The sequence below is a fragment of the Acinetobacter sp. CIP 102529 genome (genome assembly GCF_000368325.1).
In the GTDB taxonomy this organism is placed as follows: Bacteria; Pseudomonadota; Gammaproteobacteria; order Pseudomonadales; family Moraxellaceae; genus Acinetobacter; species Acinetobacter parvus.
This window is the reverse complement of record NZ_KB849355.1, coordinates 1,619,638-1,637,455: the sequence shown is the minus strand read 5'-3', so window position 1 is coordinate 1,637,455 and position 17,818 is coordinate 1,619,638. Positions and strand designations below refer to the sequence as shown.

General features: G+C 41.7%; 12 protein-coding genes, 2 tRNA genes and 3 pseudogenes. 10 read left to right on the top strand and 7 right to left on the bottom strand.

Annotated features, from left to right (window positions below; translation table 11 throughout):
* The first annotated feature begins 267 nt into the window (after positions 1–267).
* Complete coding sequence (locus F972_RS13220) at positions 268–1,107, top strand: class D beta-lactamase OXA-279 (protein WP_004683508.1); 840 nt, start codon at positions 268–270, stop codon at positions 1,105–1,107.
* A gap of 333 nt (positions 1,108–1,440) precedes the next feature.
* Positions 1,441–3,158: pseudogene (locus F972_RS13215) on the top strand (GGDEF domain-containing protein).
* A gap of 3 nt (positions 3,159–3,161) precedes the next feature.
* Here F972_RS13215 and F972_RS13210 read toward each other — a convergent pair.
* Genes F972_RS13210 through uvrA form a run of 3 tightly spaced genes read right to left on the bottom strand, consistent with a single transcriptional unit; the run spans position 3,162 to position 7,551 of the window.
* On the bottom strand, positions 3,162–3,773 hold the full coding sequence (locus tag F972_RS13210; RefSeq protein WP_004683502.1) for a hypothetical protein: 612 nt from the start codon (positions 3,771–3,773) through the stop codon (positions 3,162–3,164).
* Positions 3,770–4,687: a hypothetical protein gene (locus F972_RS13205; protein ID WP_004683501.1), complete on the bottom strand. Its 918-nt coding sequence runs from the start codon at positions 4,685–4,687 to the stop codon at positions 3,770–3,772. Before F972_RS13205 ends, F972_RS13210 begins: the two co-directional genes overlap by 4 nt.
* 29 nt (positions 4,688–4,716) lie before the next feature.
* A complete protein-coding gene (gene uvrA / locus F972_RS13200; RefSeq protein ID WP_004769944.1) occupies positions 4,717–7,551 on the bottom strand; it encodes an excinuclease ABC subunit UvrA in 2,835 nt (944 codons plus the stop codon).
* 211 nt (positions 7,552–7,762) lie between these two features.
* On the opposite strand from uvrA, the gene F972_RS13195 reads away from it, so the two are divergent.
* Positions 7,763–8,335, top strand: a complete 573-nt coding sequence (locus tag F972_RS13195; RefSeq protein ID WP_004683497.1) for a DUF2939 domain-containing protein — start codon at positions 7,763–7,765, stop codon at positions 8,333–8,335.
* A gap of 54 nt (positions 8,336–8,389) precedes the next feature.
* Positions 8,390–8,743, top strand: a complete 354-nt coding sequence (locus tag F972_RS13190; RefSeq protein ID WP_004678971.1) for a DUF1304 domain-containing protein — start codon at positions 8,390–8,392, stop codon at positions 8,741–8,743.
* Positions 8,744–8,888: 145 nt separating this feature from the next.
* Here the strand turns inward: F972_RS13190 and tenA are convergent, their stop codons facing one another.
* Positions 8,889–9,563 carry a thiaminase II gene (tenA, locus tag F972_RS13185; RefSeq protein WP_004683496.1) on the bottom strand — a complete coding sequence of 225 codons (675 nt, stop codon included), beginning with the start codon at positions 9,561–9,563 and terminating at the stop codon, positions 8,889–8,891.
* A gap of 228 nt (positions 9,564–9,791) precedes the next feature.
* Between tenA and F972_RS13180 the strand changes: the two genes are divergently transcribed.
* From F972_RS13180 to F972_RS13160, 5 genes and pseudogenes are all read left to right on the top strand, one after another.
* Entirely contained in the window at positions 9,792–11,153 is a 1,362-nt protein-coding gene (locus F972_RS13180; RefSeq protein WP_004683495.1) for an MFS transporter, read from the top strand.
* A gap of 51 nt (positions 11,154–11,204) precedes the next feature.
* Positions 11,205–11,801, top strand: a complete 597-nt coding sequence (ssb, locus tag F972_RS13175) for a single-stranded DNA-binding protein (protein WP_004683493.1) — start codon at positions 11,205–11,207, stop codon at positions 11,799–11,801.
* Positions 11,802–12,035: 234 nt separating this feature from the next.
* Positions 12,036–12,206: pseudogene (locus tag F972_RS13170) on the top strand (hypothetical protein); the annotation flags it as partial.
* A gap of 439 nt (positions 12,207–12,645) precedes the next feature.
* Positions 12,646–13,944 (top strand): FAD-dependent oxidoreductase, encoded by a 1,299-nt coding sequence (locus F972_RS13165; protein WP_004683492.1) that lies wholly within the window; start codon positions 12,646–12,648, stop codon positions 13,942–13,944.
* A 2-nt stretch (positions 13,945–13,946) separates the two neighbouring features.
* Positions 13,947–14,780 (top strand): SAM-dependent methyltransferase, encoded by an 834-nt coding sequence (locus F972_RS13160; RefSeq protein WP_004683490.1) that lies wholly within the window; start codon positions 13,947–13,949, stop codon positions 14,778–14,780.
* Positions 14,781–14,830: 50 nt separating this feature from the next.
* Here F972_RS13160 and F972_RS13155 read toward each other — a convergent pair.
* The 3 genes and pseudogenes from F972_RS13155 to F972_RS13145 form a co-directional block, all read right to left on the bottom strand.
* Positions 14,831–14,906: transfer RNA gene (locus tag F972_RS13155), tRNA-Thr, on the bottom strand.
* Between the two features lie 107 nt (positions 14,907–15,013).
* Positions 15,014–15,514, bottom strand: a pseudogene (locus tag F972_RS13150) (tyrosine-type recombinase/integrase); the annotation flags it as partial.
* A gap of 182 nt (positions 15,515–15,696) precedes the next feature.
* Positions 15,697–15,786 (bottom strand) — tRNA-Ser (locus tag F972_RS13145).
* 120 nt (positions 15,787–15,906) lie between these two features.
* On the opposite strand from F972_RS13145, the gene F972_RS13140 reads away from it, so the two are divergent.
* A complete protein-coding gene (locus tag F972_RS13140) occupies positions 15,907–17,784 on the top strand; it encodes a potassium transporter Kup (protein WP_004683487.1) in 1,878 nt (625 codons plus the stop codon).
* The last annotated feature ends 34 nt before the right edge of the window (positions 17,785–17,818 follow it).

Sequence of the window (17,818 nt, the reverse complement as noted above, 5' to 3'; positions counted from 1 at the left end):
TACCGATTAGTTTTTTAAATGCAATTTGTTTAATCGGTTTTACATTGTGAGGTATAGTTCACATAATGTGAAGCAAGAGATAGGTAATTTGCATTTTACGATCTCGGAACATTTTCTTTGTGTATTTGTAGTTTACTAGCTCAGCTTTCCCCAAGGTTGAGCTTTTTTTTGTCTGTTCTTTTCCTATTATAGATGAGATAACAATACAGAGCGAATAATACAAAAGGTTTATAGTAATCAAATCTATACTCGACTTCTGCTTTTCTTATGCCAAAAATACTAAAACATCTTGGCCTTTGCGCATCTGTAATGATTGGACTGACGTTGCTAGGTTGCCAAAATTTGCAGGCCCCAACTCAAAGCGCCGTGTCAAAAAAACACGACCAAACCGAGATCGCTTCTTTATTCCAACATGCTCAAACTGTTGGCGTATTTGTTACATATGATGGGCAAACACTTCAAGAATATGGCAATGCGCTGAGTCGATCGAATACAGCTTATATTCCAGCCTCAACTTTCAAGATGTTAAATGCTCTGATTGGGATACAGCATCACAAAAGTTCGCCAAACGAAGTGTTTAAATGGGATGGCAAAAAGCGTGCTTTTGCGAGCTGGGAAAAAGATTTAACCTTAGCTGAGGCGATGCAGGCATCGGCAGTGCCTGTTTATCAAGAATTGGCTCGACGTATTGGTTTAGAGCTGATGGCGAACGAAGTGAAGCGAGTGGGCTTTGGCAATGCTGAGATCGGAACGCAAGTCGATGATTTTTGGTTGGTTGGTCCACTGAAGATTACCCCCGTTGAAGAAGTCAAATTTGCTTATGCTTTGGCTCATAAGCAGCTTACATTTGATCAATCTGTGCAGGAACAAGTGAAACAGATGGTTTTGGTTGATGAAGTTAAAGGAACCAAAATTTATGCCAAAAGTGGTTGGGGTATGGATGTAACGCCCCAAGTAGGTTGGTGGACAGGCTGGATTGAGCAACCGAATGGGCAGGTGATTGCATTTTCTTTAAATATGCAAATAAATAATTCTAAGCAGGGCGATGCGCGTAAAGCGATTGTTTATCAGGCATTACAACAATTGAAATTGTTAGAGACGCAATAAAATCTTTTTCTTAAAAAAAAGCCCAACTTTAACGAAAAAGTTGGGCTTGGAAATAGGATGTTTATATTTGGGGGAGAAAACATCCTAGAGGGTTAAAAGTACAGATTCAGATATTGCTTGGCTTGATTAAATTATGTGCGGACAAGCCTGATTTGTGAAATTGATAATTTTTATCTTTAGAATCTATTTATTCAATAGTCTTGCTGCTAGGTGATTTGATCAATGATATTGAGAAAATTGAAAAAGTTGCTGTGGTTGAGAAAACACAGGTAAAATCATTTTTTGTTTAAAAATACATCGGAATGGCTTTTTTGAAAAAGACAAGGTGGGTTAATGGGGCGTAACTTAAGGCGCGTTAAATTACGTTCAGAACAAATCAGCCTTCGACTTTTTGTTTGCATGGCGATTATTATTTTATCCATTCTATATATTTCTATTCCTTTAATTCTTAACAGTTTTCAAGAATATAATAAAACAAATCAGGTTTTGAGTGAAATCACCAGTTTACGTGCATTAGTCCAAACAGCGAATAAGATTTCCAGAGAGCGCGGACCTGCAAATAAGGTTATGTCAAGTACATCAGAAGAAATAGTAAAAAATAAACAGGAATTGGCAGAGTTTAGATTAGTCGTTGATGAGCAGATTAATGAAACAGTATCTATTTTAAATCAAGCAGGTTTTAATTCAGTAGCAACACAGCTCCAAACTGATTTGAAAGTAAAATTAGAGCATGCGCGTAAAATCGTTGATGCTTATGCGGAAATACCACAGTCTCAACGAACATCACCGCAACTAGATCATGCCATTTTAACAATGTTTAGTGTTTGGGATAACAGTCGTGAGCTTCTTAATGAGTTGATGGCGCAGTCGAAAAGTAAAGACAGTAAGATGTCGAACTATTTTATTTCAATATTGATTCTAACGGATATGCGTGATCAGGCAGGACGAGTTGCATCGAATGTTATGGCACCGATTACTTTTTCTGAAAAAATTTCTGATATAAACCGTGCAAGGACTTTGCAAACAGAGCATCAGGCTAGATATCTTTGGTCCTTGGTTGATGTCATTCAACCGCAATATATGAAAACTTCAGATTACATTCGATTACACCAACGTGTAAGAACGGAGTTCTTAGAGCAAGGATTACCTATCATCCGTAGATTATTGGATGAAAGTCAAAATAATCAAACGTATTTTTTAACAGGGACGCAACTGACAGAGCAAATTGTTGATAAATACACCACCGTCATCGATCTACAAAAGTATATTTTGGATTACAGTGTGCTTATCGCAACACAACAGAATAAAAATGCCAAACAACAGTATTTTTTACACTATCTATTTCAAGCTTATCTTTATTAATTGCTTTATTTACGATGATCTATACCAAGAGAAAGGTGTTTAGCCCTTTGATTAAAGCACGTGAGATGATTTTGGGTTTATCGGATACGATGCATGAGCCACCTTCTCGTCAGAAATCAAAACATGAGTTTTATACCTTGTTTGAAGCGATTAATAAATTAAAAGTCATGCTTAAACAGCGTGATTTGATGGAGTCGCAACTCAAGCAAATTGCAAATACCGACACGCTTACGGGTGTATCAAATCGATTGGCATTAGAAGAATATATTAATGATTTGACTGCTAAGCCGAATGCGCTATCTTAGACATGTGTGTTTGCAATCGATATTGATCATTTTAAGTATGTAAATGATCAATACGGGCATCTGGTTGGCGATGAGGTGATCGGAATGGTTGCTAATCAACTCAAGCAACATGTGCGTGCTTCTGATCTTATCGTGCGTTATGGCGGTGATGAGTTCTTGGTCGTGATCGAGAGTATTCAAATGGAGGAAGCGAAAGCGATTGCGGAAAGTATTCGCTTAGGGATTGCTACGCAAAATATCGTTGTTACAAGTCTGGGGAAGGCGATTCAGGTTTCTGTCAGTATTGGAGTGGCTATTGGTGCAGAGAGTTGGTTAGAGCTTTTGGAAAAAGCAGATCAATCGTTGTTAAAAGCGAAAGCCAGAGGTAAGAATGTAGTGGTATAATTATTATCGATTGATTATTTTTCTAAATTTTGTAATTAAATCATAACATTCGACTTGATTTAATTCACGGCGATGATACTCGATATACTTTTCGTCTTGAAGTTCTGATGTGCCGAAAACATAAGCTATGTGTGCTTGATGCTTTAGTGTAGTCATCAATGAAATAGCGTAAGGTGAAATTAATTCACTTTTATGTGCTTGGTGTGATTTTAAAGAATAAGTATCACCTGCATTATAAATTGTCTCACTATCTATAAAAAGAAAACTAAGAGTTTCTTGATCTTTAATAATTGATTGATTGCCATTATAGCTTGTTTGATACACGGAGCATCGGAGACCTTTATTTTCCTTGGAATATTCGAAAATAGTATTTTTTAATGATCCGTATAAAATATAACTTTCAAGATCGAAAAGATGAGTGTGAATTGTGAAAGACTCCTGAGATAAAAGATTTTTATCCCAAAAATGTAATCTTATATCGCTACTAGCTCCTGTAGAAATTCTACAGCAGTAAAATCCCAAAGGATGTGTCGTAATTTTTAGTCTATTATCTAAAATAAACTGAAAAAGTTGCTCTGCATCAATATCTGTTTTGTGATTTATTTTGAAATTCATGAATATGGATCTGAAGGAGAATTAACTTTACATGCTATAGAATTATAATCTATAGCTAATTTTTGTGTATCAAAGTTAAAATAATTTTTGATTAATAACTCGATACAACATTTTCTAAGATTCTGATCTAATTCTATATTTGTTTCATTAGATAAATCAATTTTTTGGCTATGTTTTGAAATAACTCGAATATCTTCTAGATATGAATCATAAAAATAAGACCCTTTCGATGCAGATAACGCACTCGCCATAGGGTCTTCTTTAGTAACAACAGCTACTTCATCTGAAATATCAAACCTAAAAGATGAAAAAGTATCAAGATAAAACAATCTAACATCTAATAGTGGCTCACATTTGGAATATTTGAGAGCACTAATAGTAGACGCTAGGATTTCTTCTTGAACAATTTTTTGTGTCCACTGTTGTTTTGAGCCAGATTTTAAGCCACTACGGTAGATAGCATAATCTTTACAAAGTCTTTCATTTAATGGATTGAGAAGGTATATATCAATTGTACGTCCTAAACTATCTTCTCGAGCATATTTAGCCAATATTGGTAATGTCATTGCTCTAGTAAAGCGCCCACATGTACCTTTATAAATCCATTTTTTGGTTGAAAATGTATTTTGTTTAAGTAGTTGATTTATCTCTTTAGGCTCAATCACAGATATGGTTGACTTAAGATGTTTTTTAGGTGTGATAAACCAGATGAAATAACTAATAATGATAGTAATAAGAAAAGAAGCTATTAAAGTGTCTAATAGAATTCCTATAAATTTAGCTAAAGTTATTTTTTCATTTTCATCTATGAATGGTAATAAAAAGAAACGAAACAAAGTATATGTACAAAGACAAAGTATCACCATAACTATGAATGTTCGATGGTGATACTTTTTTAAAAAAATTTCTTCCATGTTAAATCTATATTTAAAAGATGTTCTTACTATATCAATAACATCGGCTTTAAGAAATGCCCCGTATGTGAAATCTCAACCTCAGCGACTTGCTCAGGTGTACCTTCGGCAATGATCTGACCACCACCAGAACCACCTTCAGGCCCTAAATCAATCACCCAGTCAGCCGTCTTGATCACATCCAGATTATGTTCAATCACCACAATGGTATTGCCCTTGTTGCGAAGCTCATGCAGGATATCCAGCAACTTGGCAATATCATGGAAATGCAGGCCAGTGGTCGGTTCATCCAGAATATACAGGGTTTTACCTGTATCACGTTTTGCCAGTTCACGCGCCAGTTTTACCCTTTGTGCTTCACCGCCTGAAAGTGTGGTTGCTGCCTGACCCAAACGAATATAGCCTAAGCCCACCTGCATCAATGTTTCCAGACGACGATGAATCACGGGAATCGCGCTAAAGAACTCTGCCGCATCCTCGACTGTCATTTCCAAAACATCGGAAATGTTTTTGCCTTTATAACCCACTTCCAGTGTTTCGCGGTTATAACGCTTGCCATGACAGGCATCACAAGGCACATACATATCAGGCAGGAAGTGCATCGCCACCTTGATCATGCCATCGCCTTCACAGGCTTCACAACGTCCGCCTTTCACGTTAAATGAGAAACGGCCTGCGCTATAGCCCCGTGCCTTGGCTTCAGGGGTTTGCGCAAACAATTCACGAATCGGGGTGAATAAACCTGTATAGGTGGCTGGGTTGGAACGTGGGGTACGCCCAATCGGGCTTTGATCAATATCAACCACTTTATCCAGATGCTGCAAGCCATCAATCGAATCAAATTTTTCCGCAGTGAGTGTGGTTGCGCCATTCAGTTGCGTGGCAGCCAAAGGCAACAGGGTACGGTTAATCAGCGTTGATTTACCAGAACCAGAAACGCCTGTTACACAGGTCATAATACCTAATGGAATGGTCAGATCGACATTTTGCAGGTTATGGCCACTAGCGCCAGACAGCTTGATCACCTCATTTGGGCGTGGCGATGGGGTACGTTGTTTTGGCACTTCAATTTTTAATTTGCCTGATAAATACTGACCTGTGAGGGAGTCGGCATGGTTGGCCAGTTCCTCATACGTTCCTTCGGCAATGATGGCACCACCATGAATCCCCGCACCTGGGCCAATATCAATGATATGGTCAGCTGCACGGATCGCATCTTCATCATGCTCGACCACCAGTACGGTATTGCCCAGATCACGCAGGCGAATCAGGGTTTGTAACAGGCGATCATTATCACGTTGATGCAAACCAATGGACGGTTCATCAAGCACATACATCACGCCCATTAAACCCGCACCAATCTGTGAGGCGAGACGAATACGCTGCGCCTCACCACCTGACAGGGTTTCGGCGGAACGCGCCAAACTCAAATAATTCAGGCCAACACTAACCAGAAAGTGTAAACGCTCACGAATCTCCTTAAAGATTTTATCGGCGATTTCACCTTTGGCACCCTCAAGATTCAGGTCCTGATAGTAGTTTTCTGCATCGCCAATTGACATCTTGGTGATTTGTGCAATGGTTTTATCCTTGACCCGAACATGACGTGAGATTTCATTCAGACGTGAACCACCACAGGCATCACAGGCGGCATTGGAAAGATATTGCGCCAGATCATCACGAACGTAGCTTGACTCGGTTTCACGGTAACGACGTTCCAGATGTGGCAGGATTCCTTCAAACGGTTGCACACGGTTGTGCTTACGACCACGTTCATCAATATAACTCAGGTCGATTTTCTCTTTGCCTGTGCCTTGCAGGAATTTTTTCTGGGTGTCCTTATCCAGCTTATTCCACTGCTCATCCAGACTAATGCCAAAGTGATCAGCGACTTTTTGCAGCATGGTGTAGTAATAAGGACGTTGTCTGTCCCAACCACGAATTGCACCCTGACTGATGGAAAGCTCAGTGTTTGGAATCAGCTTTTCTGCACTGAAATGACTACGCGTCCCTAAACCATCACAGACAGGGCAGGCACCAAATGGATTGTTGAATGAGAACAAACGTGGTTCAAGTTCAGCCACCGCACGGTCACACTCAGGACAGGAGTGCTTTGCAGAGAAAACCCGTTCAGGATGTTCGCCATTCATCCACGATAAAACCGCAATATCACCGCCTAAACGTAGAGCAGTTTCAAAGGATTCTGCAATACGATTGCCAAGGTCATCCCGTACCTTAAAGCGGTCCACCACCACTTCAATGGTATGTTTTTTCTTTTTGTCCAGTTCAGGCGGGCTATCAATATCAATGATTTCACCATCAACACGGGCACGAACAAAGCCTTGTCCCTGTAACTGTTCAAATAGCTGGCTATATTCACCCTTACGCTCACGTACCACAGGTGCAAGCAGCATCAGTGCCGTGCTTTCGGGCAGTGCCTTGACTGCATCAACCATTTCGGAAATGGTCTGCGCCACCATTGGCAGGTCATGTTCAGGACAGTATGGCGTACCGACACGTGCATACAGCAAGCGCAGATAGTCATAGATTTCGGTAATGGTTCCCACCGTTGAACGTGGGTTGTGGCTGGTCGACTTTTGCTCAATCGCAATCGCAGGAGACAAGCCCTCAATTGAATCGACCTCAGGTTTTTCCATTTGTGACAGGAACTGGCGTGCGTAGGCTGAAAGCGACTCAACATAGCGGCGCTGACCTTCGGCATACAGGGTATCGAACGCCAGTGATGATTTACCTGAGCCAGAAAGTCCCGTAATCACCACAAATTTGTCCCGTGGTATATCGAGTGACACATTCTTTAAGTTATGGGTACGTGCGCCTCGAATACGGATATGACTTTGACTCATAAATACATCTCGAAATTGTGCGAATAAAACGTGTATATAATAGCGATTTAAAACTGTTCAAGCTGTAACAAAACGATTTTAAACGTCAGATTGTGTCGGATTAATGATTTCAAATATGTTTTTAACATGAAATTCTTATCTGGCCCAAAGGCTTATCGCTGAGATTTACAGACCATTTATTCAAAAATAAATTCCAAAAATTGAGGGCATCATGTCAAAAAAACTGCAAGTTTCTATTATTGCGATTGTTCTACTGATTTTCGCTTTTGTATATACATCTCCCTATCTGGCAATTTACCAAATCCGTCAGGCATTGAAGAATGAAGACAGTGCAGCACTGGCAGCCTATGTTGATTTTCCCAGTGTTCGACAGGGAATCAAGGATCAGTTGAATACCGAACTCGTAAAGAAATTTCCAGAACATGCACAGGCATCGGAGGGTGGCTTTGCCGCTTTCGGTGCCTTACTGGCGTCTTCGATGGTGGATAAAATGGTGGATGTGATGGTCAGTCCGCAAGGAGTTGCCATGCTTTTACAGGGAAAAAAGCTAAAAGAAAGTTTGCCATTTCAAACCCAGCCTGAACAATCCGAACAACAGCAAACACAGGCAGGAGCGCAAGCAAAGGAAAAGCTGTCTTATCGAGGTAAATATCAGGCATTTAATCGTTTTGTGGTCCAGATTCAATATCCGTATCCAAAACCTCCTGTTACAGTCACAATGCAGCGACAAGGCTTAAGCTGGAAAGTCACACAAATCGTATTGCCGATTGAGCAATTGAAATAGATCAGTGCTGCATTTAAATCCATTGTATAAGCGGTAGAACAAGGAACAAATAAAATGTTGGGAACAATTTTAATTGCGTTGATTGCTATATTGCATGTTTATATTTTAGTGCTGGAAATGTTTTTATGGGATAAACCCTACGGTTTAAAGGCTTTCGGCAATACATTAGAGAAAGCTCAACTGACCAAGGTTCTGGCACAAAATCAGGGCCTGTATAATGGCTTTCTGGCAGCAGGTTTGTTCTGGTCATTACTGGCACCCACAGCTTGTGCAGTTGCAATCGCCAACTTCTTTTTAGGCTGTGTGCTGGTTGCAGGCATTTATGGCGGGCTGACCGCCAGTAAAAAGATTATTTATATTCAGGCTGTACCTGCATTGATCACCTTAATTGTTGTCAATCTTTTTTGATAAGGCTCAACAATAAAAGTATTTATTCAACTTTATTTATGCTTTAATGCATTCAGTTTGAGATGAGCCTCATACAGTATATCGGACAATACGATATACGACTAAGCCCCGAATAGGGGCTTTTTTTACGTCTATATCAATTGTTTTAGGCGTGGTCCAACCCCAACCACTCTCTTTGCTGATAAGCACTGTCCCAGAAGAGCCATTCCAGTTTTGCACCCATGCTATAGGCTGCATGCATTTTTGCCAAAGTATCCGCATCACAGCGTGCGGCCACTTTATCAACGGTTGCAATCACATTGCGTACGGCTGCATGAAACTCTTCACCTGAATAGGTATCCACCCATGCCTGATAGGGATTATTTTCCACAGACTGGCTGACAATATCGTGGCCAACCTCTGCATAAATCCAGAAACAAGGTAACAGGGCGGCTAAAACCACAGGGTAGCTTTCCGACCAGGCCGTTGCAGTCAGGAACGATGTGTAATGATGACAGGCAAGGGTTAAAGGCGTGCTTTCAAACTCAGTTTTAGTGATGCCAAATGCCTGCATGAAATCCTTATGTAGGCTGCGCTCCACAATAATCGCAATTTTGGCGGCCTCGGAAAACTGGATCACGTCATCTGCGTCAAAGGCCTTTGCTGCCGCAACAGCCAGTGCGCGGCCATAAGCCAGTAAGTAATGTGCATCCTGAATGACATAATGGCAAAACGCCTTACTGTCTAGTGTGCCAGCGGCAAGCTCCTGATTAAAAGGTAGTGCCAATATTTTTTGATATAAATCGAGATTACGTTGCCAAACCTCTTGGGAAAACGTCATGAACTGAGCCTATGCGAGTGTTATTCCATCAATGATTTTCAAACTATAGCAGAATCTTGACGGGCATTTGTTTTGAATCCCTTGGGAGATTTAAGCCTATTTTCAGTTGAACCAGATAAATTCAAAAACGCTGTGGAATTTTCTGCCAGATTTTTTCATCATCTCCTTACAACCTTTGTAGGCGAATGACTTATAATTCGCTGAGTCAGTTACAGTGTCTTATCAACAATGAATGCTTTAGAACGCCGTTCAACCTTTGCCCTAAGTAGCATTTTTGCCTTACGCATGTTGGGCCTGTTCATGATTATTCCTGTGTTTTCAGTGGCAGGACAATCCTATCAATATGCAACGCCAGCCCTGATTGGCTTGGCTGTCGGGGTGTATGGCCTAACCCAGGCAATCCTGCAGATTCCATTCAGCCTGTTGGCCGACCGCTTTAGCCGAAAATCCCTGGTTGTTTTGGGCCTGTTGCTGTTTGCATTGGGCGGGGCCATTGCTGGCTTCTCTGACACCATTTATGGGGTGATTATTGGGCGTGCCATCGCAGGCGCGGGTGCGGTGTCAGCGGTGGTGATGGCATTGCTGGCGGATGTCACCCGTGAGGAGCAGCGAACCAAGGCAATGGCTGCGATGGGCATGAGCATTGGATTGTCCTTTGTAGTGGCATTCAGTCTGGGACCGTGGTTGACCAGCATTGTGGGAATTTCAGGATTATTTTTTGTCACCACGCTGATGGGACTGGCGGCAATCCTGATGTTGTTATTGGTTCCGAAAGTGACCCGACATCATCGAAACTTTCAGCAGGGCTATCTGAATCAACTGAGGCAGGTGATGCAGATGGGAGACCTGAACCGTTTGCATGTATCGGTTTTTGCCCTGCACCTGTTGTTAACAGCCATGTTTATCTATGTGCCATCACAGTTGATTGAATATGCGCAGATTCCACTTGCCAAACATGGTCTGGTCTATTTGCCACTATTGGTGATTAGCCTGTTTTTTGCCTTTCCAAGCATCATCATTGCGGAAAAATACCGCAAGATGCGAGGCATTTTCCTGTCTGCAATTGCGGGGATTATTGGTGGTTTGCTGATCCTGATCTTCGGTTATGAATCCAAATATGTACTGCTGGCTGGGCTGGGCATTTTCTTTATTGCGTTCAACGTGATGGAAGCCCTGTTGCCCTCATGGCTGTCGAAGGCGGCACCCATCCAGTCTAAGGCCACCGCAATGGGGATAAACGCCAGCAGCCAGTTTCTGGGCGCATTCTTTGGCGGTACGCTGGGTGGACAGCTTTTGATGTTACAGAATACTGCGCTCGGGTGGAGTGTGCTGGCGGGGATTGCTATACTATGGCTGCTGATTAGTTTTGGGCTGGCGCAGCCAAGATATTTATCCTCGATTGTATTGCCCCTGCCTCAGGGGGTACAAACAGATGAATGGACTTCAAAACTATTGGCAATTCGTGGTATTGAAGAAGTGGTGGTGATGCCCGAACAGCAGGTTGCCTATATTAAGGTCGATAAACAGTGTATTGATGATGCTGGGCGACAAGATTTAACGCACTTGTTGGGCAAAGAGGTAGCCATTTAAGCATAACTCTTATAAAGTAAAACACAGAAATACATAGGATGAAGACAGCTAATGCGTGGTGTGAATAAAGTTATTTTAGTCGGTACTTTAGGTAAAGATCCAGAAACTAAAACCTTTCCAAATGGTGGATCATTAACCCAGTTTTCGATTGCAACCAGTGAGTCGTGGGTAGATAAGAATTCAGGTGAGCGTAAGGAACAAACGGAATGGCACCGCATTGTGCTGCCCAACCGTTTGGGTGAGATTGCACAACAATACCTGCGTAAAGGCTCAAAAGTCTATATTGAAGGTTCATTGCGCACACGCCAGTGGACGGACCAGAATGGTCAGGAGCGCTACAGCACCGAAATCCGTGGTGACCAAATGCAGATGCTAGATTCACGTCAGCAAGGTGAACAGGGGGTTGCGGGTGGCAATGACTTCAACCAGCCACGATTTAACAACAATAACAATCAGGGTGGCGTTTACCAGGATACGGGCTTTAACAATAACCAGAATGGTTATGGTCAAGGCGGTGGCTTTGCTGGTGGAAACCAGGGCAACTATGCAGGTAGCCCACAGGCGGGCAATGGCTTTAATACACCAAAAGCAGCACCACAACCTGCGGCGGCTGCCCCTGCGGATTTAGATGATGATTTACCATTTTAGATCATCGTAGAACCCTCAAGAAAAGGCATAAAATTAAATTTTATGCCTTTTTTATTTTCATTAGCTTCTTCTTTTCCAGGAGATTGTCTCATTCATATTTGACTTCGGTTCTCACAAACATACCTTGTTCTGTACATAGGACCATGTGTTGTATTTCCATAGCTATAAGCCTGAACTTGCAAGGCGTAAAATCAAACCCAAAACCAGAACTTCTAAATGAATAGGAGTACAGAGATGAAAAAGATTATTGGTATCTATGAAAATAAGTACATGCATTGGGTGGGTGATGGCTTCCCAGTCTACAACCTGTTTTCCTATGATCGCCTAGGGCAAAGCATCAGTCCTTTCCTGTTGCTGGATTATGCGGCGCCTTACGGTTTTGCCCCAACAACTGAGCATCATGGAGAGCTATTAACTAGGATAAATCAGCTATTTATATAAGAAAGCCCATCACTCTGTTTGACTGATGGGCTCTCGCTATAAGGTTCTCTATTGATTTTTTTAATATTTGGTCACTTATTCTTGTACAGTTTATTATGTCACTCTGTTCTCATTATTGTTTAATCAGAATAGCGCTAAAATTATGCTTTGCAAAGGCCTGTATAGTGCAAAAATGGATATATAAAGGACGATCTGTATGTTTTTGTGGGTTTTGATCTAATAAAGTTTTATTTTTCATCTATTTAGCGTGTAAAATCAATTTTTGTCAAAATGTAAATGTAACCGACAAATAATTGGTCGACAAAATTCTGGCCTAAATGCTGAATCTGGTATTTTTTAATACGGCGTTTGAGCCGATGATCAGTCATAATCAAGAAAAATCATCAACTGATGGGACATAATTTTGGATATTGCAATTATTGGCAGTGGAATGGCAGGGCTTGCTGCCGCCAGAATCCTACAGGATGCTGGACATCAGGTGACTATCTTTGAGGCCCTCTCTGGTCGAGGCATGGATAGTCACAGTATTGATTTTGAAGGAGGCCTGATTGACGCGCCATTACGGGTGATGAATCCGAAGCTTTGGAAAAACACGCTCAGTCTGGCAACCTATTTAGGCATAGAAACCTTTCCAGTACGAACCTTTATGGCCTGTAGCTGGCTGTTTGAAGATAAAACCGATACATGGTTGACCACCTCGCGTAGCCGTATTGGCAATTTTCCGATTATCAACAACCGCAAGGGCATCCAGCAGTATGGCTGGCGTTTGGTCAAGGGCATGCTGCAACTCAAGACCGCCATCACCCAGTTCTTTAAGTCGGACAATCAGGACATTACCCTGGCTGAGTTCATGAATCAGTACCATATTGAGGAAGTGTTCTGGCACGGCACGGTAATGCCAGTGCTTTATACAATTTGCACCTGTCATCCAAAAACGATTGGTGAATGGCCTGCCAAACCTTTACTGGAATTTATTCGCCAGCTCACTGAGGGTGAGGCACTGTTGCGTATGAAAGGGGGCACACCTGCATTGGTGGATCGCCTAATCGCGGGAATCAGCATTTATAGTGGTTCGGCGGTTCAGAAAGTTGAAGAGCAGGGAGACAAGGTAAGGGTTGAAAATACGCTGGGCGAAAGCCAGTTATTTGACCGTGTGGTGATTGCCACCCCAACGCCTGCCATTGAGGGTTTCCTCAAGCAGCCACAATTTGCTGAAGATATTGCCCTGTTAAAACAGTTTAGGTTTGAACAGGGGGATTTGGTGATTCACACTGACCCGATTGTCATGCCTCAGCGCCGTAAGGATTGGGCAGTACTCAGTTATATGATGGACCGAAAGTTTACACGCCAGCAATTTACGGTATGGATTAATTCCATCGAACCCAGTCTGGTCGGTAAGAATGCGGTTTTCCAGACCTGGTGTCCTGTGATTGAGATTGATCCCAAGAAAATTATTTCCAAAGTGAAACTGACCCGTGCGGTGGTGGATTCGGAAACCGTGGCATTGAACAAAAAAATTCAGCAACAACACCTACAGTTGAACCGTAAGGTGTTTTACTGTGGTTCATGGTCATGTGATGGCCTGCCAATTTTAGAGTCCGCCGTGACCTCTGCCATGCATATTGCCCAAATCCTGGGTGCGCCATTGCCTTTTGTTGGGCTTAAACCCAAAGTCAAGGTGGCACCTGAACTCGGGTACTAAACATGGCGACTTTTAGACAGGCATTCATCGAAAAAGTCATTGGGCATAAATATGCAATTGATGCCAAACGGCTGGGTGATGATACATTGCTTGCCTGGAGCAATCTGGGGTATTGGCAAGGTCAACAGCATAACTATCCACTGGCATGTCAAAACCTAGCTGATCAGATCGCGGCATCTGTTCAGCTCAAGTCGACAGATCGTGTTTTAGACCTTGGTTGTGGGCAAGGTGCCAGTTTATTGCACTGGCTTAATCATTATCATATTGAACAATTGAGTGCAGTTGAATTACAGAAAGATTGCATTCAACGAATTCAAAAGGAATTGCCACAGGTGCAAAGCATCTGTGGTTCTTTTTTGAATTTAAGGCCGCTGCACTTTTTAAATTTATTTGATGTGGCCGTATGTGTTGATGCTGCGTATCACAGTGAATTGAATTTATTTCTGGATTCAGTTTCTTTTGTTTTGAATTCAAAAGGGCGAATTGCCTTTCATTATTTGATGTGGTCGGATGATTGGCAACATTGTTCCTATCTACACAAACAGCAATATTGCTATCTGTTAAAAGGTGCTGATGTGAGATGGCAGCATTTGATGGACGAGCAGCAGCTTTCTCAAATACTGGTAAAGCGTGGTTTTAAGGACATTGTCATTCAGGATTTTTCAGAGCCAGTTTTGAAAGGTTTTGCCCAATATATTGATACACGGTCACCAAGACCAAGGAACAAGGCTTTTGATTTTGCCCAACTCAAAATAGCAATGACGGCCAAGTTGTGCCAAAAACTCTATCAAGATGGTCTGGTGCGTTATGTTCAGGTGAGTGCAGTTAAAAACTAGGTAATAAAAAAGGCTTAAACCTTAAAAGTTTAAGCCTTTCTTGAATTTAATGGTGCCGACACACGGATTCGAACTGTGGACCTACTGATTACAAGTCAGTTGCTCTACCAACTGAGCTATGCCGGCAACGTGGCGTGAATTTTACATAATCTGGTTAAAAAAACAAGCGAAAAAATAAACAAATGAATTTGATAGTTTAATGGCTTTTAATTGATCAAAATCTATGGGATGAATAAAGGAATTGAACGTTTCGCCATCTCTAATGCACCACGTTCTTCAATTTTTTTTGCGCAGGCAAGAACATCTTTACCTTTGATTTGGTCAATCGGCATATCACCTAATGCAGGGAAAAGGTCTTTTTCAAATACAGACAAATCACGTAGGTAAGTTGTTTCTTTAATAACGGCTTTTCGATCTTCCATCCATTCCATGGCAAGTGATTTGAAAAGAGTACTTTCATCCATTTGCTGTAAGCGTTGGGTTTTTACGGCATTTGGGTCGATATTATTGTAAAGCTGAATACGTGCTTCATCACGAGCACGGCGAGCTTGAGCAAGGGATATTTCTGGATAGCTTCCAATGGTTAAAGTGCTTTCACGACCATTGAACCGATATTTTAAACGCCAGAATCTTCCACCCGATGGAGTGACCTCTAAATACAGTCCTTTTTCATCTGAATAACGTTTTTTCTTATCAAGTGGTTTTATCTTTCTAACTTGAGCATCCGTCAGCATTTTGAGCGATATCCGTACAGATTGGGGGACGATTATTTACATCTAATTCTTGTCCCCCAATTATCCCCCACAATATGGGGGATTGCAACGGATGAGGTCGGATTCTGTGCGGCAATAAAAAAAGCCTAAACCCTTTGGATTTAAGCTTTTCAGACATCGTCGGATGTCGTCTGAAATAATCTTGGCGGTGAGAGAGGGATTCGAACCCTCGATACGCGCAAACGTATACACACTTTCCAGGCGTGCTCCTTCAGCCACTCGGACACCTCACCAAGGTGTGCGATAGTAACCAAAAAAAAGCGAGCTGCCAAGTTGTTACAGCATAGATTTGCAGAAAAACTTTTTGGCTAGTGATAATATTGCGCTATAACGCTCTATATTGAAGACAATATATGCAAAGTACCGCAAAAAAAGCCGCATTGCCTGCGATGACGCTGGCAGCCTTAGGGGTCGTATTTGGAGACATTGGAACTAGTCCTTTGTACGCTTTGAAAGAATCCTTCCATGCTGCACATGGCCTAGGAATTCAACCTGAAAATGTATTAGGAATCTTGTCGATTATTTTTTGGTGTTTAATGCTGATTATTAGTATTAAATACATCGCGATTGTTATGCGTGCGGATAACAATGGTGAAGGTGGAATCATGGCTCTACTTGCTTTGAATCTACGCAAAGCAAAAATATCCGATAGTAAGAAGATTTATTTAATTGCGATTGGTTTTGTTGGGGCATCGCTATTTTTTGGTGACGGTATTATTACGCCTGCAATCTCAGTACTTTCCGCTGTTGAAGGTCTATCAATTGCAACCAATGTACTTGATCCGTTTATTGTGCCAATTGCAATCGTGATTGTAACGACATTATTTTTAATGCAAAAACATGGAACCGCGTTTGTTGGTAAATTTTTTGGGCCAATTACGCTACTCTGGTTTTTGTCATTGGGGATCTTGGGTGTCATTAGCGTCGTGCAAACACCAATCGTACTCGGTATGGTTAGTCCTCATTGGGCAATTCAGTTTATTTTCACTCATCCTGTACAAGCATTTTTTATTATGGGTGCTGTTGTTCTGACGGTCACAGGTGGTGAAGCCTTATATGCAGATATGGGGCATTTTGGACCGCGTCCAATTCGTTTCGGTTGGTTTAGTGTCGTTTTGCCTTGCCTTGTATTAAATTATGCTGGACAAGGTGCGCTGTTACTTCGCAATCCTGCGGCGATTGAAAATCCATTCTATTTACTAGTCCCAAGTTGGGCTTTGTACCCAATGATTATCTTGGCAACGATGGCAGCTGTGATTGCATCACAGGCCGTTATTTCTGGGGTTTTCTCTTTAGCTCGTCAAGCAATCCAATTGGGTTATTTACCACGTTTAGGCATTAAACATACTTCTGATTCTGAAGAAGGACAAATTTATGTGCCATTTCTGAATTGGTTATTGCTGATCTCGATTGTCATCTTAATTTTAATTTTTAAAACCAGCTCAAACCTTGCAAGTGCTTATGGCTTGGCTGTGACCTTAACCATGTTATGTGACACAATTTTGGTTGCTGTATTCATATACTATGCATGGAAATGGAGCTTACCAAAAGTGATGCTGTTGATTATTCCATTCTTCATTTTGGAATCCGTACTGGTCGCAGCAGCATCATTAAAAATGTTCTCAGGTGGTTGGGTACCGTTATTGATCGGTGCAGTCGCGGTTATGATCCTGATGACGTGGAAACGTGGGCGTGAGCTTACTTTTGCTAAGCTTGAACACGACACCCTATCACTCGATTTATTTGTGAAAAGTATTGGGGACAATGTTCATCGGGTACCTGGCGATGCAGTCTTTTTAACTGGAACGCCTAATGTTGTTCCGCATGCGATGCTACATAATATTAAGCACAATAAAGTACTACATGAGCGTAATATTTTAGTCACGGTTGTGATTGAAGATGTCCCATTTGTTCCTCAAGAGGAGCGAATTAGTGTTGAAACGTTGAATGAACATTTCTATCGCATCAAAATTTTCTACGGTTTTAAAGATGAACCTAATGTGCCAAAAGCCTTGATTCAAGCTTACGAAGAATTAGGCTTTGAATACGATTTGATGCAAATTAGCTTCTTTATTTCACGCGACCGCATTGTGCATACGGTGGGGGATGGCATGTCGCCGTGGCGTGAGAAGCTGTTTATTTCAATGCAGCGTAATACCAGTCCTGTGAGTGACTTCTACCAGATTCCGACCAACCGTGTGGTGGAGCTGGGCAGTCAAATCGAAATCTAGTGAAAATACAAATAAAAATGGCACTTTCGAGTGC

Coding starts and splice junctions, on each gene's coding strand:
- ssb (WP_004683493.1), top strand. CDS start 11,205: ATGCGTGGTGTGAATAAAGTTATTTTAGTCGGTACTTTAGGTAAAGAT.
- F972_RS13195 (WP_004683497.1), top strand. CDS start 7,763: ATGTCAAAAAAACTGCAAGTTTCTATTATTGCGATTGTTCTACTGATT.
- tenA (WP_004683496.1), bottom strand. CDS start 9,563: ATGACGTTTTCCCAAGAGGTTTGGCAACGTAATCTCGATTTATATCAA.
- F972_RS13140 (WP_004683487.1), top strand. CDS start 15,907: ATGCAAAGTACCGCAAAAAAAGCCGCATTGCCTGCGATGACGCTGGCA.
- F972_RS13180 (WP_004683495.1), top strand. CDS start 9,792: ATGAATGCTTTAGAACGCCGTTCAACCTTTGCCCTAAGTAGCATTTTT.
- uvrA (WP_004769944.1), bottom strand. CDS start 7,551: ATGAGTCAAAGTCATATCCGTATTCGAGGCGCACGTACCCATAACTTA.
- F972_RS13210 (WP_004683502.1), bottom strand. CDS start 3,773: ATGAATTTCAAAATAAATCACAAAACAGATATTGATGCAGAGCAACTT.
- F972_RS13190 (WP_004678971.1), top strand. CDS start 8,390: ATGTTGGGAACAATTTTAATTGCGTTGATTGCTATATTGCATGTTTAT.
- F972_RS13205 (WP_004683501.1), bottom strand. CDS start 4,687: ATGGAAGAAATTTTTTTAAAAAAGTATCACCATCGAACATTCATAGTT.
- F972_RS13220 (WP_004683508.1), top strand. CDS start 268: ATGCCAAAAATACTAAAACATCTTGGCCTTTGCGCATCTGTAATGATT.
- F972_RS13160 (WP_004683490.1), top strand. CDS start 13,947: ATGGCGACTTTTAGACAGGCATTCATCGAAAAAGTCATTGGGCATAAA.